Below are 26,323 nucleotides of genomic sequence, written 5' to 3' on the forward strand. Positions count from 1 at the left end.
TGGAGAAAGTACACTGTATGTATGCGAGGCACCGTTTTGTACACCCCCATCGGGGTGGTGCGGTCCCCCTTTTCTGAAGAGGCGGGTATGCCCATTCAGTCCGTGGCTGCACCAGGGGTGCGCGGGCAAGTGGAGGTCTTCGAGGAATTTGCTGCAGGCCTTCAAGACCTCGAGGAGTTTTCCCACCTGATTCTGCTGTGCCACCTACACCGTATCCGCCAGGGCTCCTTGCGGGTGGTGCCGTTTTTGGACACCCGGCCGCACGGGGTTTTCGCTACCCGCAGCCCCAAGCGGCCTAACCCCATCGGCCTTACCATCGTTCGTCTGGAGCGCCTCGAGGGGAGGGTGCTGCACATCCTCGAGCACGACCTCTTAGACGGGACCCCGGTGCTGGATATCAAGCCCTACGTGCCCCTATTTGACGTGCGCCATACCGAGCAGATCGGCTGGTTTAGGGACCGGCTCTATGAGCTCGATAAGGTGCGTTCGGATGAGCGCTTCAAATAATCACTTCAAGCCCAACGCCTTACGCGCGGCGTTGACCTGCGCGGCGGTGAGGGGTTTAGCCCGCTGGGCTTTTACCTCGGCGGCGGTGAAGGCCTTTTGCCCAGCGGGCAGCTTGTTGCCCCAACTGGTGCTGATGTGGTTGAGCACAGCGGCGATCTCTTCGTCTTTGAGAGACTGGCCGAAAGCGGGCATGGCGCCGTTGTACTTGGCCTCCTTGACGCTAATCTCTCCGACCAAGCCATAGAGCAGAACGTGGATGATGTACTCGCGGCCCCCTTTGGCGGCCAGGATCTCGGGGACGTGGCCGGCCAGTGGAGGGAAGACGCCGGAGATTCCCACCCCGGTGGGCTGGTGGCAGCCCTGGCACTGTTGATAGACGCTGGCACCGGACTGGGCGGCCGCCAGGCCGCTCAGCGCTAAAAGGCCCGCGAGCAAAAGTCGTTTCATGTGCTTCACCTCGAGGGCCATTCTATCGCTCCATCTCTAGGGATCACAAGCCGTACGTTGTACACAAGACGCCAAAGGCTAGCTGCGGGGGGTAGTGGTTTGATAGCAAGATTTACGGTGAGGACGATCCACCGCGCCTAGCGCTTTACGAAGTATACCAACCCTACCCTCAGGGAGTACATAGCTTTCCTGGCCCTCGGCCTGGAGGCTACAGCACAAAGGGGTATCTTCTGGCCGGCGGCTACCACCAACCTTGTCGCTTCATCCACCAGGCCAGGCTGCCGCCGATAAGGGCCAGCCCGCTCCACAGAAAAATTGCCCCGAAGGGTTCGGGCCAGTTGTATTCATGCAGCTTGACGTTGGTGCCGTAGATGCCGGTCCAGAGGGTAAGGGGGAGGAACAAAGTCGAGATCACGGTGAGGCGCTGGACGACCTGGTTGAGCTTGTTGTTCTGCGCCGAGAGGTGGACCTCGAGGGCCCCCGAGAGGCTTTCCCGGGCGGCGTCTAGGCCTTCGTAAACCCGAACCATGCGGTCGGTGAGGTCGCGGAAAAGGTAGGCTTCAGGGCCGATTTCGGGGAGGCGCTCGAGGTGGCTCAGGGCTTCTCGGGCCTGCGAGGCCAGGCGCCGGGTGGCCAGGACCTCGCGCCGTACCTCGAACACGCTACGGGGTAGGGTCGGGGCGTCTCCTGGAAGGGACTCCTCTTCCATCTTCTCGACGCGATCGGAGAGGTTATCTACGTATTCGAAAAACGTCTCCACCCCTCGGTCCAACAACCGCTGCCACAGCACGATAGGGGAACAAGGGTAAAAGGACCTCCATTCCTGCTCTAGGTAGTCTACCGGCTCGTTTCGGAAGGTGAGCAGGACTTGGAGCTGCGGGAAGTAGAAGTACGAAACCCGCTCGGTGCGGCTTTTGGGGAGCTGAGGGGCCTCGAGGGTGCGCAAGATCAAAAACAGATGCTCGGGGTAGCGTTCGAAGCGGCTCCAGTGTCCGATCTCGCGGGCGTCCTCGAGGGCCAGGGGGTTGAGGGCATAGCGCTCTTTGAGGGTGGCCAGCTCCTGGTCGGTAGGAGCCTCCACGTCCACCCACACCCCCTCGGCCAAGGGGCCACAAGGGGAGCCATCGGCGAGGCGCTTAACGCGGATCATAAGGGAGAGGCTTGGGGCGATTCATTCCAGCGCGAGGCTCTTTGCGATCCAGCGTAGATAGTCTATCGAGCCGTGCTGGATTGGTAAGGCGATGATCTCGGGCAGGGTATAGGGGTGGAGTTGCTTGACCCTGCCCTCCAGTTCCTCGTAGCGCTCGGGGCGGGTTTTGAGGAGCAGCAGCAACTCCGGGTCTTCGTTGATCTCGCCCTCCCAGCGATAGATGGAGACGAGCCCCGGTATGATGTTGGCGCAGGCCGCCAGCTGTTCTTCGACCAAGGTTCGCCCGATGTGGCGGGCGGTCTCGAGGTCGGGAACGGTGACCAAAACCACCAGGCTCATGCTTCTCCCCTTGCGGCTCGATCCGCAAAAACCATGACCTCTGCGGCTTGGATGCGGTTGGCGGGGATATCTTCGCCGCGGAGTAGGCTTTGGAGGGCTTTTTGCTTGGCTGCTCCGGTGACCAGGTAGATCACGGTAGCGCTTTGTGAGAGGGCCGCTAGCCCCAGGCTGACCCGTTCGGGTGGGGCTTTTGGTGCGCCGCGAACCGGGACCACCAAGCGGGTGGAGGCCAGGGCGGGGTGGTCAGGGAATAAGCTTGCGGTGTGTCCGTCCTCACCCAGGCCCAACAAGGCCAAGTCGAAAGGCAGCAGTTCGCGCACGGTCTGCTCCATTTGCCCAGCGGCTTCTTCCGGGCCTAGCTCTGCCGGGAAGCGGTGCAGGGTATAGTTTTTCGCGCCTAAAGCTGCGGCGATGGCTCGGTCGTTGCGCTCGGGATGCTCTGGGGGCAAGCAGCGCTCATCGGAGGGGATGAGCTGCAAGCGGTGCCACAGGAGGTCGGCCTTGCCGAAGAGGGTATAGGCCAGAAGCGGGGTTTGTCCCCCGGCCAGCACCGCGCGGCCTCCGGCGGATAGGCGTTCGGCTAGCAAACGGGCAGCGGCCCTGGCGGCGGATTCGGGGGTGTCGAAAACCTCCAGCAACGGGGGGTGGTTCATCAGCTAAAGTTTACTGCAAGGGCTAACCCAGCCTGCGCCAGCGATGGCCGTCCTCGAGCAAGCTGAACTGATTGTGGGGGCCGATGCTGCCGGGGGCGTATAGCTCGGGGGGGTCTACTGGCCGCAACACCGGCTCCAGCACCCGCCAGGCCCATTCCACCTCGTCGAAGCGAAGAAAAAGCGAGCGGTCACCATTTAGGGCGTCGAGGATCAAAGTGGCGTAAGCTGAAAGCTCTTCCAGGCCCTTCGAACGGTACGAAGCCCTGAGCGAAGTTCTGCGGGAGGAGAGCTGCAATCCTGGAGTCTTGACTTCCACGTCGATGTGCATGCCCTCCTGGGGCTGAACCTCGAGTACCAGCCAGCCCGGTTCGGGGTTGCAGTCGGTGTCCTCGAAAAGCCGCTGGGGTGGGCCTTTGAACTGCAGGGCCACCTCGGTGTGCTTTCTGGCCAACCGTTTGCCGGTGCGCAAGTAAAAGGGCACCCCCTTCCAGCGCCAGTTGTCCAGGTAGAGCTTAAGGGCAGCGAAGGTTTCGGTGGAGGAGGACTCGAGCCCCGCTTCTTCCAGATAGCCCACGTACTGGCCCCGCACCAAGTTTTCCCGGCTCAAAGGCCGGATCGAACGCAGCACCTTGACCTTTTCGTTGTGCAACAGGTCGGCCTCGATCTTGGGGGGCGGCTCGAGGGCGGAGAGCGTGAGGAGCTGCATCATGTGGTTTTGCAAAATATCTCGCACCGCCCCCACCTTGTCGTAGAACTCGCCCCGCCCCTCCACCCCGATCTCTTCGGCCACGGTGATCTGGACCTGGGCGATGTGCAGGTTATTCCACAGCGGCTCGAGCCAAGCGTTGGCGAAGCGGAACACCAGCACGTTCTGCACCGTCTCTTTACCCAGGTAGTGGTCGATGCGCAGGATCTGGGTTTCGTTCCAGTGTTGAAGGAGCTGGTTTTGCAGCTCGAGGGCGCTGGCGAGGTCGTGTCCGAAAGGCTTTTCGATCACCAGCCGGCGGAACCCTCCGTTTTCCTTAGAGAGCCCGGCCTGACCCAAATTGGCGGCTACGGTAGGGAAGACGTCGGGGGGCAAGGCCAAGTAGAACAGCACCGAGGGGGCCAGCCGGTGGCCCATGGCCCGCAGGCTTTCCCCCGAGTAGTCCGAGACCTCGTAACCAATCCGCCCCGAAAGCCGGTCCCATACCCCCGGATCGACCCTGCCCTCGAACTTCTCCAGGCTCTGCCGAGCTTGTTCGCGGAACAGCCCAGGCTCCACCGGCTTTCGTCCGACCCCGATGATCCTTAGGCCCTCGGGGAGTTTTTGGGCGGCCTCGAGCTGATACAAAGCGGGCAACAGCTTGCGCCGGGTAAGGTCCCCGGTCGCGCCAAAGATGACCAGATCAACCATAAAAGCCCTCCGGACTGCGCAAGGCCTAAAGCCTCAGGGGCTACCCGGTGGAGCATAGCTTGGGCCTTGCGTTCGGCCTTGCTCATACCGCGCTCAGCTTTCTGCTTTTTGTACGGCGTGTCCGCCAAAGCCTTTGCGCATCATGGCGAGGAGTTTATAGGCATAGCCTTCCTGATCCTGGCTGTTGAAGCGGGCATAGAGGGCTTCGGTGATGACCGGGGCTGGCACGCCCAGTTCGACCGCCTCCATCACCGTCCAGCGGCCTTCTCCCGAATCCGCCACTACCGGGGCGATCCCCTCCAAATCCTGATCCTCGGCCAGCGCTGCGGCGGTGAGGTCTAGCAACCAGCTACGAATCACCGTGCCGTAACGCCAGGCCTCGGTGAGTTCTGCCAGATTGGTAGCAAACTCCTTCTTTTTGCGGATGATCGCCAGGCCTTCCGCCAAGGCTTGCATCATCCCGTACTCGATACCGTTGTGCACCATCTTGGCGAAGTGTCCGGCCCCGGTTGGCCCAGCCCAAACCCAGCCCCTGTCCGGCGCGGGGGCTAGAAGTTTGAGGAAGGGCTCGAGCCGCGTGCGGGCTGCGGGACTTCCTCCCGCCATCAAGCCGTAGCCGTTCTGGAGCCCCCACACCCCGCCCGAGACCCCCACGTCGGCAAAGAGGAAGCCCTGTTGCTCGAGCCACTTCCCGCGCCGCTGGGAGTCTTTGTAGTTGGCGTTCCCACCGTCTACGATGAGGTCGCCGGGGGAGAGGAGCTTGGAGAGCTGCTGTAGGGTTTGCTCGGTTACCTCCCCCGCGGGGAGCATCACCCAGACCAGCCGGGGGGCTTTTAGGAGCGCGGGTAGGGCTTCCAGGCTTTCTGCTGGCACCATGCCCTCCGCGGCAATCTCGCGTACTACGTCTTGGCTGCGGTTCCAGCCCACTACCCGCACCCCTGAACGCACCAGACGGCGGGCCATGTTCCCGCCCATTCTGCCCAGACCGATGATCGCCAGTTCCATCGCTGCTTCCTTCTCCATGCCCTCGAGTCTAAGGCAAAAGCGCAAAAGGCTAAAGAAACGTAACACGCTGTCTATACCCCACCCAAGCGAAGCGCAGAAGAGCCTTTGGTGTGGAGTATGAACCTCCCCCGAGGTATTTGTTGCGCCGGCCGTAGGGGGGGTAGCGTCCCGCCAAGGGCCAGTTGAAAGCCCATGTAGGTGCTCTTTCGGGTAGCAGAACCCATCAAGAGGCTTTCTTATGGCGCCACGGACCTGCCGCAAAGGCAGGGGGCTTGGAGAGTCAGGCTCGATCCGCTTTTTTCCGCATAGCCTCGAGCGCATCCCACTGCTCAGGGGTCACCGCATCCAGCACGTTGAACTCACCTGCGTTCCAAGCACTCTCGCCGCCGTCAATATAGATTAAGTCTCCGGTGATAAAGCCCGCGTAGTCGGAGACCAGGTAGGCAGCGAGGTTGGCTAGCTCGAGGTGATCCCCCATACGCCTGAGCGGGATCCGTTGCGCGAAGAGGCGTTCGATCTCCGGGGTGGGCATCAGCCGGGTCCAGGCGCCCTCGGTGGGGAAGGGGCCGGGGGCGATGGCGTTGAGGCGAATCCCGTACTTGCCCCACTCCGCCGCCAGCGAGCGGGTCATGGCGACCACCCCGGCTTTGGCCACCGCCGAGGGTACCACGTAGCCCGAGCCGCGCTCGGCGTAGGTGGTAGCGATGTTGAGGACGGAGCCCCGCTGCCCTCGGGCGATCCAGCGTTTGCCTAGCTCGAGGGTGCAGTAAAACGTCCCGTGCAGCACAATCCCCAGCACCGCATCCACCGCCCGGTGGGAGAGGCGTTCGGTGGGGGAGATGAAGTTCCCGGCGGCGTTGTTGACCAGCACGTCCACCCGGCCGAAGCGCTCTTCCACCGCGTTGATCATGCGCGTGACCCCCTCCGGATCGCGCACGTCCACCGGCGTGGCAAAAACCTCGCCGCCGGTCTCGGCCATCATCTCCTGGGCCGCTTGCTCGATCACCTCGGATCGGCGGCTGGTGATGGCGACCCGAGCCCCAAGCTGCAAAAACCGGGTGCTCATCGAGCGGCCCAGCCCGGTGCCGCCGCCCGTCACGAGGATCACCTTATCTTTGAGTAAACCTGGCTCAAACATGCGCACCCTCCTAATGTTCGGAGTCCCTCACGCCCTACGGCGTAGGCCAAACGATACCACTCCCGCATGGCTCGTTCTGTCGTGGCCAGACCGCCGTCTAGTCTTGTGGCCGGATCACGAAGGCCGAGGCCACTTCGTCGTCTTCGGCCAGGTTCATGATCTTGACCCCGCTGGTGGGCCGTCCATACAGCGAGATGCTGCCGACTTTGGTGCGGATAGCGATGCCCCGCCGCGAAAGCACCAGCAGGTCCTCATCACCTTCCACCCGCATCAGCGCGGCGAGGTGGCCCACCTTGTCGGTGATCTTGAAGGTAATGACGCCCTGCCCTCCCCGGCCCTGCACCGGGTACTCGGCCACGCTAGTGCGCTTGCCGTAGCCCTTGGTCCCCACCGCCAGCACCTCGCCTGCGTAGCCTCGGGGCAGGATCACCAGCGAGACCACCTGGTCGCCCTGGTCCTTGAAGCGGATGCCGGTCACGCCCTGGCTGGCCCGCCCGGTGGCCCGCACGTCCTCAAGGTCAAAGCGGATGGCTTGGCCGTGCGCGGTGGCCAGCATAACCTGCTCGCCCTCCTGAGCGATCCCTACCCCGATCAGGGTGTCGTTTTCCAGCAGGTTGATGGCGATGAGGCCCGCGGCAGAAAGGTTTTGGTATTCCCGAATCTCGGTGCGTTTGATGAGCCCCTGGCGGGTAGCGAAGACGAAGTAGCCCGCTTCACTCAGGCTACGCACGCCCAGCAGCGCCGCCACCTCCTCTCCCTCGACCAAAGGGAGCATGCTGACCACGTGGGTTCCTCGGGCCTGGCGGCTAGCCTCGGGTAGCTCGAAGACCTTTTCGCGATAAACCCGGCCCCGGTTGGTGAAGAAGAGCAGGTCGTCGTGCATCGAGGCTACGAAAACCTGTACCGCCTCATCTTCTTCCTTGGGCTTCCCGGCTTGGGCGCCCATTCCGCCGCGACCCTGAGCGCGGTACGCCTCGAGCGGAGTGCGCTTCAAGAAGCCCTGGCTGGTCAGGGTGATCACCATCGGCTCATCCTCGATGAGGTCTTCGGGGTTAAAGCCCTCTTCAAACTCGGTGAGCTGGGTACGCCGGGCGTCGCCGTATTTGTGCTTGATCTCCAGAAGTTCTTCCTTGACTACCCCCCACAGCCGCCCTTCGTCCTCCAAGATGGCGGTGAGGTGGGCGATGGTCTCCTGAAGCTCGCGGTATTCCTCCTGTAATTTCTCGCGCTCGAGGCCCACCAGCCGCTGCAATCGCATATCCAAGATGGCCTGGGCCTGTACCTCGCTCAGCGCAAAACGGGCGATCAGCCCGCTTCGGGCTTCGTTGGCATCCGCCGAAGCGCGGATCAGCGCGATGACCTCGTCGATGTGGTCGAGCGCGATCAGCAATCCTTCCAGGACATGAGCCCGTTTTTGGGCCTCGGAGAGCTCGTATTGGGTGCGTCGGTACACCACCTCTCGGCGGTGGTTCAGGTAGTGGCGCAGCAGCTCCGGCAGGCTTAGCACCTTGGGTTCGCCGTTTACGATGGCCAGCAGGTTTACCGTAAAGCTAGCCTGGAGGCGGCTGTGCTTGTAGAGCTTGTTGAGCACCACCTGGGGATTGGCCCCGCGCTTCAGCTCGACGGCGATGCGCATCCCTTGGCGATCGGACTCATCGCGCAAGGCGGCGATCTCCTCGATGACTTTGTTCTTGACCAATCCGGCGATCTGGGCGATCAGGTCGGCCTTGTTCACCTGGTAGGGGATCTCGGTAAAGACCAGCATGGCCCGCCCGTTCTTATCCTCGTTGCGCACTTTGGCCCGGACTTTCAGGCTGCCTCGCCCGCTGGCGTAGGCCTCGCGGATGCCCTTGCGTGAAAGCCGGGCCCCGGTGGGGAAGTCCGGGCCCGGCAACAGCTTCATGATCTCGTCGAGGGAAAGCCCGGGTTGGTCGATGAGGGCCACCAGCGCATCGATGACCTCGCCCAGGTTGTGCGGGGGGATGCTGGTGGCCATGCCTACTGCGATCCCCGTTGATCCGTTGACCAGCAGGTTGGGGACGGCGGCGGGCAGTACCTCCGGTTGAAGGGCGGTGCCGTCGTAGTTAGGGTAGAAGCTGACGGTCTCCTTGTCGATGTCCCGCAGCATCTCGTAGCCCACGCTCGAGAGCCGGGCCTCGGTATAGCGCTGGGCCGCAGGGGGGTCGCCGTCTACCGAGCCGAAGTTCCCCTGGCCATCGATCAAGGGATAGCGCTGGTTCCAGGGTTGGGCCAGCCGGGCCAGGGTGTCGTAGATGGCGGCGTCGCCGTGGGGGTGGTATTTCTTCATCACCTCCCCCACAATGCCGGCGCTCTTGGAGTGCTTGCGGGTAGGGATTAGGCCCTCCTGCAGCGCGGCGTAGAGAATGCGCCGCTGCACCGGCTTGAGGCCGTCGCGCACGTCGGGCAGGGCCCGGTCCACGATGGTGGACATGGCGTAGTTGATGAAGCTTTGCTTGACTTCCTCGGTGATCTCGATGGGTAGGACTTGGGACATTCGCTCTCCTGCTGGGATAAGGTTGCTCCGGTTTGGCTCGAGCGCTCTGCGGGCGCAGAAAAAAAGCGCTGGGAAGCGCTTATTGCCTAACTAAAGCATTATACCGCAGGAGGGGTTTTACGTCAAAAACATAATCTGGCGCGGCCCGAGGGCGCCGCGGGAGCGCCCTCGGGGTGGGGTTGGGTTTCAGATCAAGCTCAGGGGTTGGAAATCGGCGCCCAACACCTTCTGCACATCGGCCTGAATCCAGCGGAGCGAGGCCGCGTAGACGTTGCGGAAGTCGGTTTGGTACTTGAGGGCGTTGAGCTCGAGGTTCTCCAGATCGGGTTCGGAGCCGTAGAGCCCACCTTTGACCCCCCCGCCCATGACCAGCATCAGCCCGCCCTGCCCGTGGTCGGTGCCGTAGGAAGCGTTTTCCGCCACCTGCCGCCCAAACTCGCTGAAGACCATGATCATCACGTCCTGATCGCGGCCTAGGGCCCGCATGTCCTGGCGGAAGGCGTTTAGCGTTTGGGCTAGGTAGCCTAGCAGCGCCTGTTGCCGCACCGGCTGCGCTGCATGGGTGTCCCAACCGCCCAGGGTAGTGTAGTAGACGGAAGAACCCAGCCCCCCGGCGATCATCCGGGCCACGTCGGCCATGGCCTTGCCAAAGGGGTGGTCGGGGTACTGGGCTTTGTTGCTGTAAGCGCGGATCCTACCGATTTTGTCCAACGCCCCGCGCAGGCTGAGCATGGCCTGGCGCACCCCCTCGGCGGGGCCGGAGCGGGGCCGGGCCAGTTCCCGCTCGAGCGCTTCCTCCAAAAGCCCCGGCATGCGCAGGGTAAAGCTGTCCACCCCGGAGATGGCGGGGGCGGTATGTTTGTGGCCGCTGACCGCTTGGGGCGAGGCGTTGCCGATAAAGGTATCGCAGAAAGGGTCCTCCTGAAGATCCCCCCAGCGCCCCAGCCAGCCGGTCTCCTCCTTACGGGTGGGGTCGGCGGTGTGCCAGATCGAGGTGGAGATGAAGTGGCTGCGGTTGGGGTTGGGGTAGCCCACCTGGGGGATGAGGGCCAGATTCCCCTGATCCCACATGCTCATCAAAGGGCGCAGCTCGGGGTGGAGGCCCAGGTTTTGGCCGTTTTGGCCCAGGTCCAGCACACTCTCGCGCCGGATGGCGATGTTGGGCCGCAGCCGGTAGTAGAGGTCGTTTTTGAAGGGCACCAGGGTGTTGAGCTGGTCGTTGCCGCCAAAGAGGTTGACCACCACCAGGATCTTGTCCTTGGACTGCGCGGCCAGGGCGCTCTTCGAGAGCAGCGAGGGGGCAGCCTGTCCCAGAGCCAGCGTGAGCAGGGATTTTTTGATGAACTCGCGCCTGTCCATACACCTCTCCTACAGCAGTTGCGCCTCGGGTTTTACCAGCGAGAGCGCCCCGGAAGCGCCATCCATGAAGACCTCGAGGTCTAACGTCTTCTCGCGACCAGCAAAGGCGCTGATCAGGTTAAGCCGCACCAGAAGCGGCGACTCCGCCAACCAGCTCATCCCCCCCTCCCAGCCTTTGACGGTAGGTGGGTCGAAGGGGATCTGCCCCATCGCGGCCAGCGCGCCGAACACCCGCGCGAGGGCCTTGTCGTCCTCTTTTTGGCCCAGGGTGGGCTTGCGCTCTCCCGCCGCGTAGTGCAGCCCCACCAAATATTCGACGGGGCTCTTGACGATGGAGGAGCGGTTTTCGGGGGCGTAGAACTCCTCGCGGGTGAACAGCCAGCGCAGCATCTCGCGGGTTCCCCCGTCCCGCAAGACCTTGGCGGCCTCCTCCACCAGGGGTTGAGGGGGGTTGGGGTTGAGGTAAAAGGCCAGCAGCTTGCGCCCTACAAAACGATAGGTCTCGGGGTGGGCGATGAGGATCTCCAGCACCTCGTCGCCGCTGTTGATCTGCCGGCCCAAGAAGGTTTTGCTCCCCGGGTCGTGCCAGCGGGGGTTGAACACGTACTCGAGCCCCACGTTGGGGTCGCGGTCCCTTCCCTTGGGCGCCCCGGGAGGGATGCGCACCGTCCAGCCGGTGAAGGCTCGAGCGGATTCGCGGATGTCCTGCTCGGTGTAGTGCCCTGGGCCGATGGTGTAGAGTTCCATCAGCTCTCTGGCCCAGTTTTCGTTGGGGTGCTCCTTTTTGCTCTCGGCGTTGTTGAGGTACAAAAGCATCGCCGGATTTTTGGCGATCGCCTTGAGCAGTTCGCCATAAGGGCCATAGCCGAACTGCCGAAAGATGGCGAACTGGTTCCAGAAATCTATGCCCTGGGCCCCTTGGGTCTCGCGAAACTCCGAGGTGAGGTGTCCGTGCCAGAAGAGCACCAGCCGCTCGGCCGCGGGGGTGGGGGTGGTGAGCCAGTGGGAAAGCCACAGGCCGATCATCTGCCGGTGTTGCAGCCCCTTTTCGTTGGTGGTGGCGGCGGTGCGGTAGGGAGGGGCGGGCGCGGGGTCTTGCAAAAGCGAGTCCACCGCGGCCTCGAGGCCCATCTCGACGAGCCTTTGCGCCTCCTCTTTGCGCCCGCGGGCCGCCGCGCGGCGGAGCAGGTGGGTTGCCTCTGGATAGCTGATCGGTCGGGCCATGCCGATACTCCTTTCCGCCAACAGGATCCAGGGAGTTCCTGAACCGGGTCAGCGCCTTTGGCTTAAGCCAAACTTAAGACGCCGCCCTAGGTTAGGGGCCTACCTCGAGCACCTCCGCCAAGTAGCTCAAGGCCATCTTGTAGGAGAGGGGGCCGAAGCCCGAGACCAGCCCCCGGGCGGCTTGGGCCGTGACCGAGTGCCGTCGGAACTCCTCGCGGGCGTGGATGTTGGAGAGGTGCACCTCGACCACCGGGAGGGGCTGGGATCGGATGGCGTCCAGAAGGGCCACCGAGTAGTGGGTGAGGGCTCCCGGATTGAGGAGAATGGCCATGAACCCCTCGGCCTCGGCTCCCTGGACCCACTCCACGAGCTGGCCTTCGTAGTTGGACTGGCGGTTGACCACCCCTAGTCCCAGCTCCGCCCCCCAGGCTTCGCAGAGCTCCTCTAGCTCCTCGAGGGTGGTGCGCCCGTAAATCTCCGGCTCGCGGCGGCCCAGCATGTTGAGGTTCGGCCCGTTCAATATCAGCACCATAGCGTCCTCTTTAGGCTCTATCCTAACTGGATTAGGCGCTGGCGTCGTGGGACTTCTAGCACCTACGTCGCGGGAAGTTCGTAGTATTTTGGCGATGTGCGCCCATCTTTGATCGCTCTCGCCGGGTGGTTGGCCTTGGCTTTTGCCCAGGGCACCTACACGGTGCAGCGTGGAGACACCCTGTTTTCCATCGCCCAGCGCCATGGCACCACCGTGGAAGCTTTGCAGGCCCTTAACAACCTAGCCGACCCGAGCCAGATCCGGGTGGGCCAGGTGCTCCGGTTGGGCGGTCAACCCAGCGCCCCCGCGGTGAACCGCCGTACCGATCTTCCTGCGCCCATCGAGGCGCTCGAGTGGCCCCGCCAGACCGTCCAGGGCAACGTGGCGGTGATTCGCCTGATCGCAGCCCTGCCCGTGAACGGTCGGGTGCGCTTCCTGGGCGCGGACTACCCGGTCCAGCAGAACCGGGTTCTCCTACCGATCCCGGCCCTACAAGACCCGGGGGTTTACCCGGCCTCGCTCTCGCTTGAGGGCTATGCCCTGCGCTTAGACATCCGGGTCGTGGCCGGGAGCTTCAGCCGCTACATCTTGCAGCTTCCCCCCGACCGCGCGGCCTTGCTGCAACCGGAGAAACTGCGGACCGAGCGGGAGAAAGTGGTAGGGTCTTGCGACTGGGATCGCCCCCAGCAGTGGCAAGGCAACTGGCGCAAGCCGGTGGGCTCCAACCGCGTCACCGATCCTTTCGGTACCCGTCGCAGCTACGACAAAGGAGCAACCTACTCCTTCCACGAAGGGATCGACTACGGGGTTCCGGTGGGCACGCCGGTGCGCGCCCCCGCTGCCGGGGTGGTGGGGCTGGCCGAACCTTTATTCGTGCGCGGCAACGGGGTGACCATCGATCACGGCGATGGGGTGTGCAGCGGATTTTGGCATCTCTCGAAGATCCTGGTCAGGCCGGGGCAGGTGGTCAAGGCCGGCGACCTCATCGGACTCTCCGGCAATACCGGCCTTTCCAACGGCCCCCATGCCCACTTCGAGATCCGCGTTCGGGGTGTGCCGACCAACCCCGCCCCGTGGTATTGGAGTGCGCCCTAAAGCGTCGCGGACGCGCCGCCGCCTCTGGCCGGTGCCCAGAGCATCCCGCCCAGCGCGGCCCAAAAGTACCGGGTTGCGTCGGACGCAAAACTTGAAGCGCACGACGGTTTTAGGAGAGCGCCTCTATAGCCAGGGCCACCGAGCCCCCGGTGCCGTGGCAGATCGCGGCTAAGCCCCGGTGCTTGCGGTGGGTGTGCAGAGCGTGGATCAAGGTGACGAGGATGCGTGCCCCGCTGGCTCCGATGGGGTGGCCGATGGCGATGGCCCCGCCATGCACGTTGAGCCGCTCCATCGGCACGCCCAGCAAGCGGTGGAACAGGATATTGTTGAGGGCAAAGGCCTCGTTGTTCTCAAAGAAGTCGAAGTCGGCGATCTCCAACTTCAACCTGCTTAGCAGCTTCTTCACCGCCGGGATAGGCGCTTCAGGGAAGCGCCAGGGCTCGCCCGCCGCCCAGGCCGACCCCAGAAGGCGGGCGATCGGCTTTAGGCCGTGCCGCTCCACGGCTTCGCCGCTGGCCAAGAGCAAGGCCGCCGCCCCGTCGGAGATTTGTGAGGCGTTGCCGGCCGTGAGCGTTCCGCCCTGCTTGAAAGCCGGTCGCAGGGAGCTCAACGACTCGAGCGTGGTGTCCGGGCGGACCCCTTCATCCTTGTCCAGCAGCTCTGTTCCCCTACGGGTCTTGATTTCCATGGGGGCGATCTCTGCGCGGAAATGCCCCGCCTCTTGAGCTCTGGCCGCGCGCCGGTGAGACTCCAAGGCCACCGCGTCGAGCTCGGCGCGGCTCACCCCGAACTCCGCCGCCAGCCGCTCGGCCTGCTCCCCCATAGCCTCCGCGGTGAAGGGATCGGAAAGGCCGTCCCGCTGGAGGATGTCTTGGAGTTGCTCCGGGGCCCCGGCCAGGTACTTGTATCCCCAGCGCGCCCGGTGAGAGAGGTAAAACCCGCTCTGGCTCATGCTCTCCATTCCTCCCACCAACACCAGCTCGGCTTGCCCACTTTGGACCGCCAGGGCCCCATTGGCCACGGCTTGCATTCCCGAGGCGCAGACCATGTCCACCGCGTAACCGTCTACGCTGGCTGGGATGCCCGCCTGGAAGGCGGCTTGGCGGGGGGGGAGTTGTCCGTGCCCGGCCCTTAGCACCTGGCCAAAGATATACAGATCGAGATCAGAGCCCTGGACACGACCTTTTTCTAAGGCCGCCCGCATCGCGTGCGCTCCCAAGTCCATGGGGGAAAAGTCCTTGAGCGCCCCGCCAAACTTGCCAATCGGGCTGCGAACCGCGGAAACCACGAACACTTCACGCATGTTGCCTCCTCTGCTGCGAACCTCAGCGTGACAAGCTAAACCTGATACCTATGCTACGGGATCTAGGAGCCGGGCGGAAGAAACCCCCCCAGGGCAGTTCGTTTTTGGGTTTTGCTCAGGCTGATTTCCAGCTCGCTGAAATTCCGCTCCTGATATAGCTCTACCTCTCCTTGCCGCTTGGCCTCGAGCAAGGCGGCAAACCCCACGGTCTGCTCGGCCCAGGTGGTAAGAGGCAACTGGCGGAACACGCTCCGGCGCACCTGCCGCAAGAAGCTTCCTATCCGCTCCCAGGCCTCGCGCAGACCAAAGGTCTCCTGTTCCAACGCCAGCTCAACCCGCCGGACAAAGGGGCGGGCTGCTTCCAGAAGGCGCTCCAGCGGTAGCTTGCGCAGCCGCCGGTCCTTGGGCAGTGGGGGCGGTGAAACCGGCAGGACGCGTTCGCGTTCGCGGGCCCTCCGCTCGAGGAAGGCCACCGCCTCTTCCAGAGCCACCAAAGTCTCCAGGAAGCCAGCCTGGGCCTCGGCTTCCTCCCAGATCTCCTCGGGGGTGGGCTTAGGATGCCGGGTGAACGAGCGCAGCTTGAATAGCAGCAGCTCCGCCAGGATCGGGAGCAGCTCGCTGCGCTCGAGCAAGGCTCGGGATTCAACCTGGGCCATGGCCTGCTCGACCAGAAGCAGCACCGGCAGCTCCGCGGCCGATAGGCGTCCATTTTTGACGGCCTGGGTCAGCTCGAGGGCGCTCCCGGCAAAGCCAGGGAACTCCAGGTGGATGAAAGGGGAGCCGGAAAGCGCGTTCACGCCCAAACCATACCCGATATCGCTCCTGCCAGGACGCCCCACCCGAGCCCCAGCGAGGCGGCGGCTGTAATACTTTTCTGCCCGGGGCGGATGCTCCACCGCGACGTGAGGACAAGTTGCCAGTACACCAAGTACCCCGAGCGGGCCATCAAACCCTATTCACCTGCTGTTTAGAGGGAAACCGCAGCAGCCCGATCTTTTCCCGTACCTCCTCCATGGTGGCTTGGGCGATTTGGCGGGCTCGGCGAGCTCCGTCCTCGAGGCTGTCCAGCACGTAGTCGGGGTTTTGTCTTAGCCACTCGGCTTTTGCGCGGATGGGCTGGGTAGCCTTCATGTACTGCTCAAAGAGGATCTGCTTGATGGCCAAGGTGCCGATCCCGGCCCGGCGATGTTCTTCCTTGAGCACCTCGACCATCTCTTTGGGGGCGAAGTAGGGCAAGAACTTGAAGACCACGCTGCGTTCAGGATCGCCGGGGTCGGCCAGGCGGAGGCGGGCGGGGTCGTCGGGCAACAGGCGGATCTTCTCCCACACCGACTTGGGATCTTCCAAAAGGCCGATGGTGTTCCCCGCTGATTTGCTCATCTTGGCCTTGCCGTCAATCCCAGGAACCCGAGGGGCATGGGGGTTCAAATAGGCGTTGGGCTCCGGGAACGTCTCCCCGAAGAGGGCATTGAAGCGGCGGGCGATCTCGCGCGCAAGCTCGAGGTGTTGCAGCTGGTCTTCGCCCACCGGTACGGTGTCGGCTTTGTAGATCATGATGTCCGCCGCCTGTAACACCGGATACATCAAAAGCCCAGCCCCTACCGATTCGAGCTTGGCGGCTTTGTCCTTGTACTGGGTCATGCGTTGGAGGTCCCCCACCGGCGTGAGGTTGGTGAAAACCCAGGAGAGCTCGGTATGCTCAGGGACGTGGGACTGGACAAATAAGGTGACGTGCTCGGGGTCGAGCCCGGCAGCTATATTGACCAGGGCGGCTTCAAAAGTGCGCTGGGCGAGGAGTTCCTTTTCGTAGGCCAAAGGGTTGGTCATGGCGTGGTAGTCCACGATGCAGTACAGGGCTTCACGGCCTAGTTTTTTCCCCAAATCGACGTAGTTGACAATCGCCCCCAGCCAGTTGCCGATGTGGATCTCTCCGGTGGGTTGAATACCCGAAAGCACGCGTTTCACCGGATCAAGATACCAAAAGCCGAACTCCATACGCAAAAGATTCGTTTTGCACGCGCAAGGAATTCCTGTGGCAAAGTGTGCCATAGACCCCGACCCTCAACCCTCCATTCGCTAAAGTGGTCGGTATGCGACGTGGCTTGATGTGGGGGCTGGTGGCCGTCTACCTGGCGCTGTGGGCGATAGGAATTGAGGCACAGCAACGCGCGCAGATTCCCCTGAGTGCCCAGCAGATTCAAGCCAGCGTGGAGAAGGTATACCAGCAAGCCCGCGCCGCCGCGGTACGCATCGAGACCATTCCCGAGGGAATTGGCTCGGGATTTTTTATCACCGGCGACGGTTACGTAATGACCGCCTATCACGTAGTGGAGGGGGCCGAGCTGCTCAACGTGCGCACCGCCGGAGGTGCGCTACTGCGGGCCGAGGTAGTGGGCTACGACGAACCTCGAGACCTGGCTATCCTCAAGGTTCAGCCGAACCGACCGGTGACCTTCCTCGAGCTCGAGACCCAGCGGGCCTTGCAGCTGCGCGACCTGGTGCTTTGCATTGGGAATTCCCGGGGCGATTTTCTGGCCCCCCGACCCGGCGTGGTGACGCAACTGGACCGCAACCTTTCTCCTTTCTTCCCCGCCGGGCTGGTGGCTTCAACCATGCGGCTGGCGCCGGGAGATTCGGGCGGGCCGATCCTCAACGACCAAGGGAAAGTGGTGGCCGTTGCGGTGGCGATTGGCCGCGACGAGAACGGCTTCTCGAGCTACGGGGCTCCCCTGGTCGGCCTCGAAAAACGCATCGGTGAGCTCAAGACTGGGGCCAAACGAAGCTGGCCCTATGTGGGGCTGAATCTGGCCGAGCTAAGCGCCCAAGACATCCAGGAGTTGGGCCTTGATGTGCCACCCGGGGTAATCTTCTCACGGGTGCTCCCGGGGAGCGCCGCCGAGCGGGCGGGGCTCGAGCCCACTACCCTGGCCTTCACGCGCGACGGGCAGGTAGTGGGTAGGGTAGGGGATATCATCCTCGAGGTCGATGGGCATAGGGTCTTTACCGCTAACGAGTTCGCTGCGCTGGTGCGGGCCAAAGAGGTAGGAGATACGGTCACCCTCACCGTTTGGCGAACCAGCGGCAAGGTAGAACACATTCCGATCGTTCTGGGTCCCAATCCAAGCCAGGCCAGCCGATAGCAAAAACCAACTCCCCCGGGTAGGGGGAGTTTTTGGTGCCGGGAACAGGACTTGAACCTGCACACCCGTAGGGGTACACGACCCTGAATCGTGACATGAACCCAGCCCCCTACAAGCACCGTGCAGCACAGCATTTCTCCGATAGCTCTTCGCTCAGTGGTTACGCGACCGCCCTCAAGATAGCGCATTTTGCTGTACCGGCGCAGCTCTTTATACACTAAACATCGGAGAACTACTATGCCGAATGCCAGAATCTCCCTACCCAAAGCCAAACTATCCGCCGTACTAGGCCACCTGGCCAAAATCCCCGCCTCGCTGTCGATGACCACCATCCAGACGTCCCCCGATGGGCTGTGGCTATACCAGAGCGGGCATGGGCTGGACGTTCAGCTCTGCTTCCCGGAGGCCCGCACCGAATCGCGGGTGACTACCTCTGTCAACACTGCGGCGCTCGCCCAGATGGTGAGTGTAGCGCCGGGCGAGGCCGTCGAGGTCGAGGTGGGGCCATCCGGCCTCAAGTTTGGGACTGGCGGGTATCGAGCGAGCCTCAACGGGCTCATCGTCGATTACGATGAGCCCCCCATTGAAGCCGAGGGCGGCGTCGTGGTCCCCATCGCCGAGCTGGGGCGGGCCATCCGCTGCGTGCGCCATGCCGTGGGCGGTGTGAACCGGCCCCATTTCCGGGGGGTGCAGCTAGAGTTCTCCCCCGGCAACCTGCGGGCGGTGGCCTCGGATGGCTACCGCCTGGCCCGCTACGACCTGGGCGTGGATGGCCCGCTGAACGGGAAAGCCATGCTCCCGCTGAAGCCCCTGGATGCTGCTTTGGGCATCCTATCCACCCAGGATGGGGCGGCCACCCTTCAGCTCCACGGCGGGCGTCTGGCCGTCATCGGGGAGGCGGTGCGCCTGGCGCTCACCCCGATGGGGCAGGGGCTGCCCAACGTTGAGAACGCCATCCCCAAGAGCTATGTGGCCGAGGCCATCGTGGACCCCAGGGCGCTGATCCAGGCTATCCGGCGCGTTTCCCTGCTCTCGCCGCAGGACAACCGCCGGATCGATCTGAGCTTTTCCGAGCAGCGCCTGGAGGTTCGTGGCGCTGGGGACTACGGCGAGGGGCGGGATGAGGTTCCGCTGGACACCTACCGGGGCGAGCCGCTGGCCCTATCGCTGAACGCGGTGTACCTCTACGATGCCCTCTCCTGCATCGAGGGCATGGCCCGGATCAAAATATCCGACCCGAGGAGCCCGATTGCGGTGGAGGCGCTGGAGGATGCGAGGTATCTGGGGGTGATAGCCCCAATCCTCAACCCCTGAATAGAAGCGCCCCCTAGGTTTCCCTAGGGGGCGCGCTGGTTTGCCCTCGGTCAGCGGGGCTGGGGCTCCGGCCCCTCCAGCACCGCCTTGATCAGTTCGGCCACGCCGCTGTGCCCGGCGCTTCGGGCCAGTTTGAGCAGGCTGCTGTACCTGGGGATGTTGCTGTAGCTGCGCCACTGGTAGGGGGTGGCGTAGGCCAGGCCGTGCGATTCGAGGCCGAGGGCGTATTCCGCCAGCCCGGCGAGGAACTGCCTTAGCCCGCGCCCTTGCCATGTGCACTTGGCCTCAACGGCCCACGCCAGCAGGTCCACCGGCTCCATCCCCCGCGCGCGGGCCATAGCCTCGATGCTCTGCCGAGGCCAGCGCCGCCCGTTACGGATATAGCTGGACATCGACTCGCTGACAGCCCCAGGGGCGGCCTCCGCCAGGCGGGCGAACATTTGCGCATCGGCCTTTACCATCATTTCCCCTCCAGCGCCCTCGCCTCGCCGAGGGCCAGCGCGAACATATCGCGTATCATCGGGGGCCGCAGCCCCTGGCCGATCAGCCGCGTGAACTCCGAGTAGATGATGGAGCCCCCGTACAGCGCGGCGGCCAGCGCCGCTTTCTCGGCGCGCCCCTGGGGATTGTAGCGCTCCACAATCCCTACCCAGCGCCCCTCTTTCCAGGCATAGCAGTCGAGCAGCGCCCGGTGGGCCTTTTGCAGGGCTTCCTCCAGGCGGCTATCGTCTCGTTGGACGAGATCACGCACCCATCCCCGCAGCAATGCTTGCGGGCGAGCGCACAGCTTATCGGCGGCAGTCGCTCTGTCCATACAACTCTTAGTATATCAAAAACTTTAGCAGTCAGCCGCTATAGCTCTATACTTTGAGCTGATGGAGGCTACGCTGGATAACGAACTGAAGCGTTCGGGGACATTCCCCTGCCCACTCTGCGGCGGGGAACGCACCGTATCCTCTCGCCACGCGAAAAAGGTTACGGGGGAGGATGGGATGCCGGGGGTGCTCCGGCGGGGGCGGCGTTGCCTGGAGTGTGGGGCCAGGTGGGCCACGCTGGAGCTGGTGGTGGTGGGGAGCGTCGTCCGGGATGGGCGCGTCGTCCTCTGAGGGGGTAGCGGTGCTGGCGTTTTATCTGCTTTCCCCGATGCGGGTCGCGCTATATGCCTATCCGGCGGGCGATATAGAGGTGTACGCCTCGGAATCGCCCTATGTCCCGGAGGGCCTGGTCGTCCAGATGGCGAAGGCCCTGCTGCGCCCGCCCGCCCCGCTGGATGAGAACGCCTCAAGCGGCGGAACGCTCCGGGCCAGCGTACAGATGGCGCGGCCCTCGGGCTGGATTTTCCGCTACGCCGAGCGCGATCTGCTGCTCCCCCAAAGCGGCTACTTGGCGGCGCTGAACGAGATGGCGACCAAGGATCGGATAACGATCCGGGAGTGGTTCGAGCGGAGCAGGCGGGTCGTACTGGTGCGCCTGGAGGATGGGCGGGAGGTGCCGCTTTCCCAGCTCACCCCAGGAGAGGCGGCCATAGCGACGAACCATCGGGCTCGCTGGCAGCACCCGCCGCTGTTTTTCTATGGCGGCCCCACCGAGTACGGGCTGTCGTTCATGCGCCTGGCCGCCCGGTTGTTCCCGGAGTACGCCACGCGCAAGACGGTGCGCCGGGTGGCCTGAAAGGAGGCGCGATGCTGGAGGAGCTGGAGAAGCTGCGTTCGTTTGTCCGTCGGATCAAGATCAAAGGGCGCGAGGGCTATGTGCTCAAGCCCTCGAAGGAAAATCCCAGGGTCAAGCGCTGGATGCGCCTGCCCGAGTCGTCCGGGCAGACTAAGCCGCAAGGGCGGGCTGACGTGGAGCTATTCCCCTCCAAGCGCTACAACCCCGCCACAGATACCCTGGTGGAGGAGCAGGCGCTGTTCCCGCTCCCCGACCCCACCCCGGAGCAGATGGCGCGCTCCCGGCTCAAGTATCTGGGCCTGGACCTGGAGACCGGGCAACTGCCCCCCTTCGACCTCATGGACGGCAAGGAAAAGCGTGAACTGGGGCGCGTTGTCGGGCCGCTGCTTCACCGTTCCCAGTTTGACCTTGAAAGCCTGGAAGACCTCGACGGGGAAGAGGAGTTCTGGGAGGGCGTGGCCGAGGGGATGGATATAGATGAGCGCTACAGATTATTCAATCTGCTAGACGACCAATCCATGCGCGATGCGGCACGGGCGATGCTGGCCGATTTGGACGCCGAGAAAGCCTTCCGCATGGCCTTCGACGATATAGTTTCCAGGGTGGGAGATAGCCTGTCCGCCGCCGATAAGGCGGCAGAGCTACTCCACCCCTACTACGGGGGCGAACTCGATGCCGTAGTAAACGCTTTACTGGAGAAGAATAGCAGCGACGGCGGGCTCGTGGACGATAGCCAGTACGACGAGCGCGCCAGGGCGATGCGCGAGAGCCCGTGGGCGGACGCGGTGCTGGGGGCAAAGGGCAACTCCAGCGAGGAGCGCATTCAGTCGCTGTCCACGCCCGAGACGTGGGAAAAGGCGGTGGAGGTGTCCCGCACGTCTGCTCGGGGGCGGGGGCTGTCGCGCGTTCAGGCAATGTATGAAAAGCTGCATCCCGCAGATCAAGCTATGGTGCGGGAAAAACTGGCTACCTACTGGGTGCGCTCCGCCGAGGAGCCCATGTTTGACGTGGTGCAGCCAGCCAGCCGGGCCGACTCGCTGCTGCTAAAGGACAAATACGAGCCCCGTCCGGCGGACGGCCTTGGGGACCGGCGCATCGAGATCGAAAACAACCTAGGGATTGGCCGCGTCACCTACGGCGTGCTGGCCTATCCGGGGATGGCCCCCGGCTACCTGGACGGGCGTTCGTCGCCCGAGTACCTGCTAGATCGCCACACGATGGAGGCGGGCAACTACATTTTTGGCAAGCCAAACGGTCACACCGCGCCAGAACCGCTGCACCTGCGCTTCCGCATCCCCGAGCTGGACCGGCGCTCCCTGTCGTACTCGGATGATGACTCGTATTACTATGGCGGGTACTCCCCCTTCGGGGAGGCGAACATCACCGCCTCGCTGGCCAACCTGTATCGGATGATGGTAGACGGCGATTCGCCGTCTGCGCTCTACGATCTCAACCCCTCGTACCTGGAGCTGCACCATCCGGGGCCGATTGACATGGAGTATTTGCGCGAGGTATGGGTGCCGCTGCTGAGCGAAGGTTCCTTGCGGCGCGGCGAGGTGAACCCGCGCGACCTGATCCGGCAACAGCAGCAAGAGCTGGGCTTGCTGTACCAAGCCCTGCAACCCATCTCCGAGAGGGACAATCCGCCCGAAATCTATCTCTACAACCCCCAGCTCGGCTTCAGCGATGTGGAAGGCAAGAGCGCCGATGACAGCCGGGTGCGCGATTTTGCGGCGCGGCTGCGCGACGAGGTTGCCGCCGCGTCGTTTATGCCCAAAAATATCCGGCTGTGGCTGCCTGCTAGACTCAGGGAGGAGGTGGAAAGGCTGTGACCTACGATGAATACGTGGAGAAGTACGGGGCCGACGGCTACGTGAAGCCGTTTTCGGCTAGCGAAGCGGCCAACCCCGAGGAGCTGGCGCGTCAGGTGGCCGCCGGGCGGCTGGCGGCGTTTACCATTCCCAGGCAAGAAGAGGGGAAGCTGATGAGCGGCGCGCTGATGTGGTGCCCGCACATCGCGGGCTACCCGTGGTGGTTCGCGGGCATAGCCTGGGAGCAGGCCCCCGATCTTCCCCCGCTTGAGGATTTGTACAAGAACTTGCGGCTCAGCCCCGAGGCCGCCGCCAAGCTGCCCGCCTACCGCGTTGTAGGGGTCGGAATGGGGGCTCAGGCCCCGCTGATAGCCCACTACCTCCACCGCGCGTACTTACAGAGCTACTACTGGCTGACCGATCCCAAGGTCATCTATACAGCCAGGACGCCCTGGGACCCTACAGAGGGCTTGCGCCGCAAGAAGGATGGTTAGCGTGGCCGACACCCCTCGTACCGTTTCCTACGCTCGCATCCTGATCAAGGGGCGCGAGGGGTACGCCCTGCTGCCCTCCAAGGCCGACCCCCGCAAGCGGCGCTGGCAAAAGCTCCCCAAAGCCGATCAGTCAGCCGGGACGACTAAGCCAAAGGGGTTCGGCTCGCTGGCCCTGCCCGGCTGGGAGCGCCGCCTTCCCGAGCGACTGCCCTTCGAGCGCTTCGGCAACCTGAGCAAGGGGGAGATGGGGCGTAGGGGGCCGGTGCTGCTGGCCGAGGTCGAGGGATCGCGGGAGGGGGAGCGCTGGGTGCTGAAGCCCTCCAACGAGGGCGCGGCGGCCAACGAGATCATCGCCAGCGTGGTGGGGCGCAGCCTGGGCCTCAACGTGCCCCCGGCCATCGTGGTCGAAAAGGAGGCTGATCTGCTGGCGGGCTCGCTGTACGTGCCCGAGCTGCGCCACGTGGCCTCCTTCAACGTCCGCAACCAACTCATCTTCGGCCCCGATGGCCCCGAGGACATCCCCAACTACTGGCCGCAGGCGGCCCTGGGCAAGATGCTGGGCGACATAGACCGCAAGGGTGGCAACTGGGGGGTGGCCCCCGACGGCCAGCGCTGGGACTTCGACTTCTCGCTGAGCGAGGGGGCCAGCAAGTTCGTCGCCCCGGATACCCCGGACTGGAACCGCCAGCGGCTGATCGATTTCCGGGAGGCCATCGAGTGGGGACGCTCAAAACTCAGCCCATCGGCCTTCCGGCGCTACCTCGAACCCTTCCAGGCGATAGCGGATACCGACCCGGAAAAGCTCTACGGCTGGGCCGGGAGGGTGGGGGATTTGGGCGGGCTTTTCCTGGGCAAAGGCCCTCTCGGCCCTTCTCTCATCAAGGCCGGGCACGCCAACCGCAAGGCCGTGCAGGCCGCACTCCAGGAGGCGCGATGATCCGTTTTGCCCTCAACCTGATCGCCCCCGACCGCATGAACACTCACGGCATCGGGGTGTACGGCACCGAGGTGGTGCCGGGCTGGGAGTTCCCCCAGGCGTGGCTGGAAGCTGCAAAAACCTATCGCCCCGATCTCCCTGAGCACCTGAGCGCGCTGGCCTGGATGCTGGCGGTGCATAGCGGTCAGATCAACGTAGGGGGGTACTATCCGGTGTGGGCGCTGGGCCGGGTGGAAGAGGCCCAGGCCCTGGTGCAGAAAGGTGGACAGGATGGCGACAAATGACTTTGATGGGGAGCCGCTTCGCCTGATCCGGTACGGCGGCGACAACTCGGTGTTGGCGGAGATCGAGTGGCGGGGGCCGGGAGACTACCGGGTGCTCAGCGGGCAGCTCGACGACGACGCCAAAGATGTGCTTGAGGCAGTGGGCGATATGCCTTACTACATCGATGGCTACGCCAACGTCAGCGATGCCTACGAGGGGAGGCCCTATTTCGGGTGGCCCGAGGAGGACGAAGGCTGAGCGCCTTCGTCCGGGCTGGTTCTTTGTATACAGATAGCTGAGGGATTATGTCGAAGCCGAACCGCGCTGTTTCTTACGCCCGCATCCTGATCAAAGGCCGCGAGGGGTACGCCCTGCTGCCCTCGAAGGAAAATCCCAAGGTCAAGCGCTGGATGAAGCTGGATAACAGCGCAGGTAAGGCCAGCATCAGCCCCTCTCAGCTTGAGAAGGGGTTTATGGCCTACCTGAACGACCCGGATGCCTACCGGCAGATGCCCCCGGCCCTCACCGCCGCCCTGTTGCGCGGGGAGGCCCGGCTGCCCTACGACGTGGTGGCCCAGCTATCCCGAGCCCAGACTGCCGCGTGGCAGGGGTACGGGGGCTACCAGGATTTGATCAAGCTGATTGAGGGCGGCCAGACGGCGGCGGGGCAGTTCGGGCAGGACCACCTGGCCCTCATGGAGCACCTATCGCGGCAAAAGCGCCCGCTGCTCACCGATACCTACGACGCCTACGGGGGCGAGTTCGAGGGCTGGGCCGGGGAGGTCGAGAAGGGAGTCGAAAAGCTGGGCGGCAAGGTTTTGGGGGCCATCCCCCGCACCTCCGCGTTCGAGTGGGATTGGAACTGGGGACCGCCCGACCCCCGGCAGATTCGCCAGGATGCAGGCGAGCGCACCATCCTGATCAACCCCGAGGCCACCCTGGTGATCGCCCCGCCCGAGGGCCGCGAGGCGGAGTTTGCGCGGGAGTATTGGAACGGCATCGTCAAGGACGCCCCCAAGAGCGCGGAAAAGGCCAAGGCGAGCGAGCGGCTGAGCGCGATCATGCCGTCGGTGATCCCGTGGGTGAAGCGGGGACAGACGCCGCCTGGGAGAAAGGGCGAAAAATATCGAAAGGCCCTCAAAGAGCTGCAAAGTTTGCAGTCGGAAGAGGCCGCTCTGCACCGCGAGGCGTATGAGCGGGGCGAGAAACTGTCCTCGATGGCCTGGTACGAGCCCGATACCCGTGGCAACTACGCGCCGGGCGAGGGCTGGAACTGGGGCCGCCTCACCGCCACCGAGAACGGCATCCACTACATCTCTTCCGACCTGGACGAGCCGGGGCCGCAAATCGTGGTCGGCCCCGCCGTCTCCCAGTGGATCGGCTACTCCCGCGTCGGGGCGGAAGACATCTACCGGAAGGGGGCGAAACCGAGGAGCTTCGCCCAGCCTGCTAAGCTGGAAGGCATGAACGAGGAACTGAAGCCTTTCACCTTCCCCTACTGGGCGACCCTGATCAACTTCACCCTGGCTAACGAAGTGTGGTACGACCTGTATGGCGCTAGCAGCGGCGGCATCGACGAAAACGACGACGCCTACGACGTGCCCTTCCGCCTGGCTAACCCCGACGGCGGGGCCTGGGTAGCGGTGTTTGCTTCCGATGCCTTCATCCCGAGCACCCCCGGCCCCTGGCGCAACGTCAGCTACAACCCCTTCCAGGTGCTGTGGGTCAACGAGCGCGGGCAGTGGGGCTACAGCAGCTACGACGACCTGAGCGCCCTGGGCGGCAGCTTGCGGAAGCTGCGGGAGGCCATTCGCCCGGTCAGCGAGTTCCCGGAGTTCAAGATGCCCCCGGCGCTGGATGCGGTGCTGCGGGCCAACGCCGAGCACGGCTGGCCCCTGGAGCGGCTGGTGGCCCTGGCTCGGGGCGAGGTCACGGTGGACAACCCGACCTTGAAGCTGTGGAGCGAGGAGGGGAACCCCGAACTCTTGAAGCGGAAGAAATAGGCCAGACCCTTGTCCGGGGGCGCAAA

The 26,323-nt window shown here is 64.0% G+C and carries 27 protein-coding genes; 11 read left to right on the forward strand and 16 right to left on the reverse strand.

Translation table 11 applies throughout. From position 1 onward, the window contains the following. Positions 1 to 21: 21 nt before the first annotated feature. Positions 22 to 507 (forward strand): tRNA (N6-threonylcarbamoyladenosine(37)-N6)-methyltransferase TrmO, encoded by a 486-nt coding sequence (tsaA, locus tag DNA98_RS12850; protein ID WP_110531351.1) that lies wholly within the window; start codon positions 22 to 24, stop codon positions 505 to 507. Here the strand turns inward: tsaA and DNA98_RS12855 are convergent, their stop codons facing one another. The 11 genes from DNA98_RS12855 to aroQ form a co-directional block, all read right to left on the reverse strand. Then, positions 508 to 954 (reverse strand): cytochrome c, encoded by a 447-nt coding sequence (locus DNA98_RS12855; RefSeq protein ID WP_110531353.1) that lies wholly within the window; start codon positions 952 to 954, stop codon positions 508 to 510. Positions 955 to 1,195: 241 nt separating this feature from the next. Then, positions 1,196 to 2,104, reverse strand: coding sequence for a magnesium transporter CorA family protein (locus DNA98_RS12860; RefSeq protein ID WP_110531355.1), 909 nt, complete (start codon positions 2,102 to 2,104; stop codon positions 1,196 to 1,198). A 21-nt stretch (positions 2,105 to 2,125) separates the two neighbouring features. Next, positions 2,126 to 2,443 (reverse strand): divalent-cation tolerance protein CutA, encoded by a 318-nt coding sequence (gene cutA, locus DNA98_RS12865; RefSeq protein ID WP_110531357.1) that lies wholly within the window; start codon positions 2,441 to 2,443, stop codon positions 2,126 to 2,128. After that, positions 2,440 to 3,096: a 6-phosphogluconolactonase gene (gene pgl / locus DNA98_RS12870; RefSeq protein ID WP_110531359.1), complete on the reverse strand. Its 657-nt coding sequence runs from the start codon at positions 3,094 to 3,096 to the stop codon at positions 2,440 to 2,442. The genes cutA and pgl overlap by 4 nt, the downstream gene beginning before the upstream one ends. Positions 3,097 to 3,118: 22 nt before the next feature. Then, positions 3,119 to 4,492 carry a glucose-6-phosphate dehydrogenase gene (gene zwf / locus DNA98_RS12875; RefSeq protein WP_110531361.1) on the reverse strand — a complete coding sequence of 458 codons (1,374 nt, stop codon included), beginning with the start codon at positions 4,490 to 4,492 and terminating at the stop codon, positions 3,119 to 3,121. A 93-nt stretch (positions 4,493 to 4,585) separates the two neighbouring features. Beyond that, positions 4,586 to 5,515, reverse strand: coding sequence for a phosphogluconate dehydrogenase (NAD(+)-dependent, decarboxylating) (gene gnd / locus DNA98_RS12880; protein ID WP_233493207.1), 930 nt, complete (start codon positions 5,513 to 5,515; stop codon positions 4,586 to 4,588). A gap of 262 nt (positions 5,516 to 5,777) precedes the next feature. Beyond that, positions 5,778 to 6,635, reverse strand: coding sequence for an SDR family oxidoreductase (locus DNA98_RS12885; RefSeq protein ID WP_110531363.1), 858 nt, complete (start codon positions 6,633 to 6,635; stop codon positions 5,778 to 5,780). 97 nt (positions 6,636 to 6,732) lie between these two features. Beyond that, complete coding sequence (gene gyrA / locus DNA98_RS12890; RefSeq protein WP_110531365.1) at positions 6,733 to 9,150, reverse strand: DNA gyrase subunit A; 2,418 nt, start codon at positions 9,148 to 9,150, stop codon at positions 6,733 to 6,735. A 186-nt stretch (positions 9,151 to 9,336) separates the two neighbouring features. Beyond that, positions 9,337 to 10,509, reverse strand: coding sequence for a DUF1501 domain-containing protein (locus tag DNA98_RS12895; protein ID WP_110531367.1), 1,173 nt, complete (start codon positions 10,507 to 10,509; stop codon positions 9,337 to 9,339). Positions 10,510 to 10,518: 9 nt separating this feature from the next. Beyond that, positions 10,519 to 11,733, reverse strand: coding sequence for a DUF1800 family protein (locus DNA98_RS12900; RefSeq protein WP_110531369.1), 1,215 nt, complete (start codon positions 11,731 to 11,733; stop codon positions 10,519 to 10,521). 91 nt (positions 11,734 to 11,824) lie between these two features. Then, entirely contained in the window at positions 11,825 to 12,265 is a 441-nt protein-coding gene (gene aroQ, locus DNA98_RS12905) for a type II 3-dehydroquinate dehydratase (RefSeq protein ID WP_110531371.1), read from the reverse strand. Positions 12,266 to 12,361: 96 nt separating this feature from the next. Here aroQ and DNA98_RS12910 point away from each other — a divergent pair, with 96 nt between their 5' ends. Beyond that, positions 12,362 to 13,360: a M23 family metallopeptidase gene (locus DNA98_RS12910; protein WP_110531373.1), complete on the forward strand. Its 999-nt coding sequence runs from the start codon at positions 12,362 to 12,364 to the stop codon at positions 13,358 to 13,360. A 109-nt stretch (positions 13,361 to 13,469) separates the two neighbouring features. Here DNA98_RS12910 and DNA98_RS12915 read toward each other — a convergent pair whose 3' ends face one another. The 3 genes from DNA98_RS12915 to trpS all read right to left on the reverse strand — a co-directional run bounded on the left by DNA98_RS12915 (position 13,470) and on the right by trpS (position 16,628). Further along, complete coding sequence (locus DNA98_RS12915; RefSeq protein ID WP_110531375.1) at positions 13,470 to 14,663, reverse strand: thiolase family protein; 1,194 nt, start codon at positions 14,661 to 14,663, stop codon at positions 13,470 to 13,472. 62 nt (positions 14,664 to 14,725) lie between these two features. After that, on the reverse strand, positions 14,726 to 15,460 hold the full coding sequence (locus DNA98_RS12920; protein ID WP_110531377.1) for a chromosome segregation protein ScpA: 735 nt from the start codon (positions 15,458 to 15,460) through the stop codon (positions 14,726 to 14,728). A gap of 148 nt (positions 15,461 to 15,608) precedes the next feature. Beyond that, on the reverse strand, positions 15,609 to 16,628 hold the full coding sequence (trpS, locus tag DNA98_RS12925) for a tryptophan--tRNA ligase (RefSeq protein ID WP_110531534.1): 1,020 nt from the start codon (positions 16,626 to 16,628) through the stop codon (positions 15,609 to 15,611). A 125-nt stretch (positions 16,629 to 16,753) separates the two neighbouring features. Here trpS and DNA98_RS12930 point away from each other — a divergent pair, with 125 nt between their 5' ends. Together DNA98_RS12930 and DNA98_RS12935 are read left to right on the forward strand one after the other, a co-directional pair. Beyond that, entirely contained in the window at positions 16,754 to 17,803 is a 1,050-nt protein-coding gene (locus DNA98_RS12930; RefSeq protein WP_110531379.1) for a S1C family serine protease, read from the forward strand. A 237-nt stretch (positions 17,804 to 18,040) separates the two neighbouring features. Then, on the forward strand, positions 18,041 to 19,117 hold the full coding sequence (locus DNA98_RS12935; RefSeq protein ID WP_110531381.1) for a DNA polymerase III subunit beta: 1,077 nt from the start codon (positions 18,041 to 18,043) through the stop codon (positions 19,115 to 19,117). Positions 19,118 to 19,167: 50 nt separating this feature from the next. Here DNA98_RS12935 and DNA98_RS12940 read toward each other — a convergent pair whose 3' ends face one another. Together DNA98_RS12940 and DNA98_RS12945 are read right to left on the reverse strand one after the other, a co-directional pair. Further along, complete coding sequence (locus DNA98_RS12940; protein WP_129865671.1) at positions 19,168 to 19,581, reverse strand: hypothetical protein; 414 nt, start codon at positions 19,579 to 19,581, stop codon at positions 19,168 to 19,170. Further along, positions 19,578 to 19,931 (reverse strand): hypothetical protein, encoded by a 354-nt coding sequence (locus DNA98_RS12945; protein WP_129865670.1) that lies wholly within the window; start codon positions 19,929 to 19,931, stop codon positions 19,578 to 19,580. The genes DNA98_RS12940 and DNA98_RS12945 overlap by 4 nt, the downstream gene beginning before the upstream one ends. A 302-nt stretch (positions 19,932 to 20,233) precedes the next feature. Here DNA98_RS12945 and DNA98_RS12955 point away from each other — a divergent pair, with 302 nt between their 5' ends. From DNA98_RS12955 to DNA98_RS12985, 7 genes are read left to right on the forward strand one after another with little or no spacing between them, the layout of a single operon-like run. Continuing rightward, entirely contained in the window at positions 20,234 to 20,788 is a 555-nt protein-coding gene (locus tag DNA98_RS12955; protein ID WP_129865669.1) for a hypothetical protein, read from the forward strand. Positions 20,789 to 20,799: 11 nt separating this feature from the next. Next, positions 20,800 to 22,620 (forward strand): hypothetical protein, encoded by a 1,821-nt coding sequence (locus tag DNA98_RS12960; protein ID WP_110531391.1) that lies wholly within the window; start codon positions 20,800 to 20,802, stop codon positions 22,618 to 22,620. Next, the gene (locus DNA98_RS12965; RefSeq protein ID WP_110531393.1) at positions 22,617 to 23,093 is read left to right on the forward strand and encodes a hypothetical protein; all 477 of its coding nucleotides are present in this window, start codon (positions 22,617 to 22,619) and stop codon (positions 23,091 to 23,093) included. The genes DNA98_RS12960 and DNA98_RS12965 overlap by 4 nt, the downstream gene beginning before the upstream one ends. Before the next feature lies 1 nt (position 23,094). Continuing rightward, positions 23,095 to 24,030 carry a hypothetical protein gene (locus DNA98_RS12970; RefSeq protein ID WP_233493208.1) on the forward strand — a complete coding sequence of 312 codons (936 nt, stop codon included), beginning with the start codon at positions 23,095 to 23,097 and terminating at the stop codon, positions 24,028 to 24,030. Further along, positions 24,027 to 24,314 (forward strand): hypothetical protein, encoded by a 288-nt coding sequence (locus tag DNA98_RS12975; RefSeq protein ID WP_110531397.1) that lies wholly within the window; start codon positions 24,027 to 24,029, stop codon positions 24,312 to 24,314. The genes DNA98_RS12970 and DNA98_RS12975 overlap by 4 nt, the downstream gene beginning before the upstream one ends. Further along, complete coding sequence (locus tag DNA98_RS12980) at positions 24,301 to 24,552, forward strand: hypothetical protein (RefSeq protein WP_110531399.1); 252 nt, start codon at positions 24,301 to 24,303, stop codon at positions 24,550 to 24,552. The genes DNA98_RS12975 and DNA98_RS12980 overlap by 14 nt, the downstream gene beginning before the upstream one ends. Before the next feature lie 47 nt (positions 24,553 to 24,599). Continuing rightward, positions 24,600 to 26,297, forward strand: coding sequence for a hypothetical protein (locus tag DNA98_RS12985; protein ID WP_110531401.1), 1,698 nt, complete (start codon positions 24,600 to 24,602; stop codon positions 26,295 to 26,297). The last annotated feature ends 26 nt before the right edge of the window (positions 26,298 to 26,323 follow it).

The sequence above is a fragment of the Meiothermus sp. Pnk-1 genome (genome assembly GCF_003226535.1).
In the GTDB taxonomy this organism is placed as follows: Bacteria; Deinococcota; Deinococci; order Deinococcales; family Thermaceae; genus Allomeiothermus.

Coding starts and splice junctions, on each gene's coding strand:
- tsaA (WP_110531351.1), top strand. CDS start 22: ATGCGAGGCACCGTTTTGTACACCCCCATCGGGGTGGTGCGGTCCCCC.
- DNA98_RS12855 (WP_110531353.1), bottom strand. CDS start 954: ATGAAACGACTTTTGCTCGCGGGCCTTTTAGCGCTGAGCGGCCTGGCG.
- DNA98_RS12860 (WP_110531355.1), bottom strand. CDS start 2,104: ATGATCCGCGTTAAGCGCCTCGCCGATGGCTCCCCTTGTGGCCCCTTG.
- cutA (WP_110531357.1), bottom strand. CDS start 2,443: ATGAGCCTGGTGGTTTTGGTCACCGTTCCCGACCTCGAGACCGCCCGC.
- pgl (WP_110531359.1), bottom strand. CDS start 3,096: ATGAACCACCCCCCGTTGCTGGAGGTTTTCGACACCCCCGAATCCGCC.
- zwf (WP_110531361.1), bottom strand. CDS start 4,492: ATGGTTGATCTGGTCATCTTTGGCGCGACCGGGGACCTTACCCGGCGC.
- gnd (WP_233493207.1), bottom strand. CDS start 5,515: ATGGAGAAGGAAGCAGCGATGGAACTGGCGATCATCGGTCTGGGCAGA.
- DNA98_RS12885 (WP_110531363.1), bottom strand. CDS start 6,635: ATGTTTGAGCCAGGTTTACTCAAAGATAAGGTGATCCTCGTGACGGGC.
- gyrA (WP_110531365.1), bottom strand. CDS start 9,150: ATGTCCCAAGTCCTACCCATCGAGATCACCGAGGAAGTCAAGCAAAGC.
- DNA98_RS12895 (WP_110531367.1), bottom strand. CDS start 10,509: ATGGACAGGCGCGAGTTCATCAAAAAATCCCTGCTCACGCTGGCTCTG.
- DNA98_RS12900 (WP_110531369.1), bottom strand. CDS start 11,733: ATGGCCCGACCGATCAGCTATCCAGAGGCAACCCACCTGCTCCGCCGC.
- aroQ (WP_110531371.1), bottom strand. CDS start 12,265: ATGGTGCTGATATTGAACGGGCCGAACCTCAACATGCTGGGCCGCCGC.
- DNA98_RS12915 (WP_110531375.1), bottom strand. CDS start 14,663: ATGCGTGAAGTGTTCGTGGTTTCCGCGGTTCGCAGCCCGATTGGCAAG.
- DNA98_RS12930 (WP_110531379.1), top strand. CDS start 16,754: ATGCGACGTGGCTTGATGTGGGGGCTGGTGGCCGTCTACCTGGCGCTG.
- DNA98_RS12935 (WP_110531381.1), top strand. CDS start 18,041: ATGCCGAATGCCAGAATCTCCCTACCCAAAGCCAAACTATCCGCCGTA.
- DNA98_RS12940 (WP_129865671.1), bottom strand. CDS start 19,581: ATGATGGTAAAGGCCGATGCGCAAATGTTCGCCCGCCTGGCGGAGGCC.
- DNA98_RS12945 (WP_129865670.1), bottom strand. CDS start 19,931: ATGGACAGAGCGACTGCCGCCGATAAGCTGTGCGCTCGCCCGCAAGCA.
- DNA98_RS12960 (WP_110531391.1), top strand. CDS start 20,800: ATGCTGGAGGAGCTGGAGAAGCTGCGTTCGTTTGTCCGTCGGATCAAG.
- DNA98_RS12975 (WP_110531397.1), top strand. CDS start 24,027: ATGATCCGTTTTGCCCTCAACCTGATCGCCCCCGACCGCATGAACACT.
- DNA98_RS12980 (WP_110531399.1), top strand. CDS start 24,301: ATGGCGACAAATGACTTTGATGGGGAGCCGCTTCGCCTGATCCGGTAC.
- DNA98_RS12985 (WP_110531401.1), top strand. CDS start 24,600: ATGTCGAAGCCGAACCGCGCTGTTTCTTACGCCCGCATCCTGATCAAA.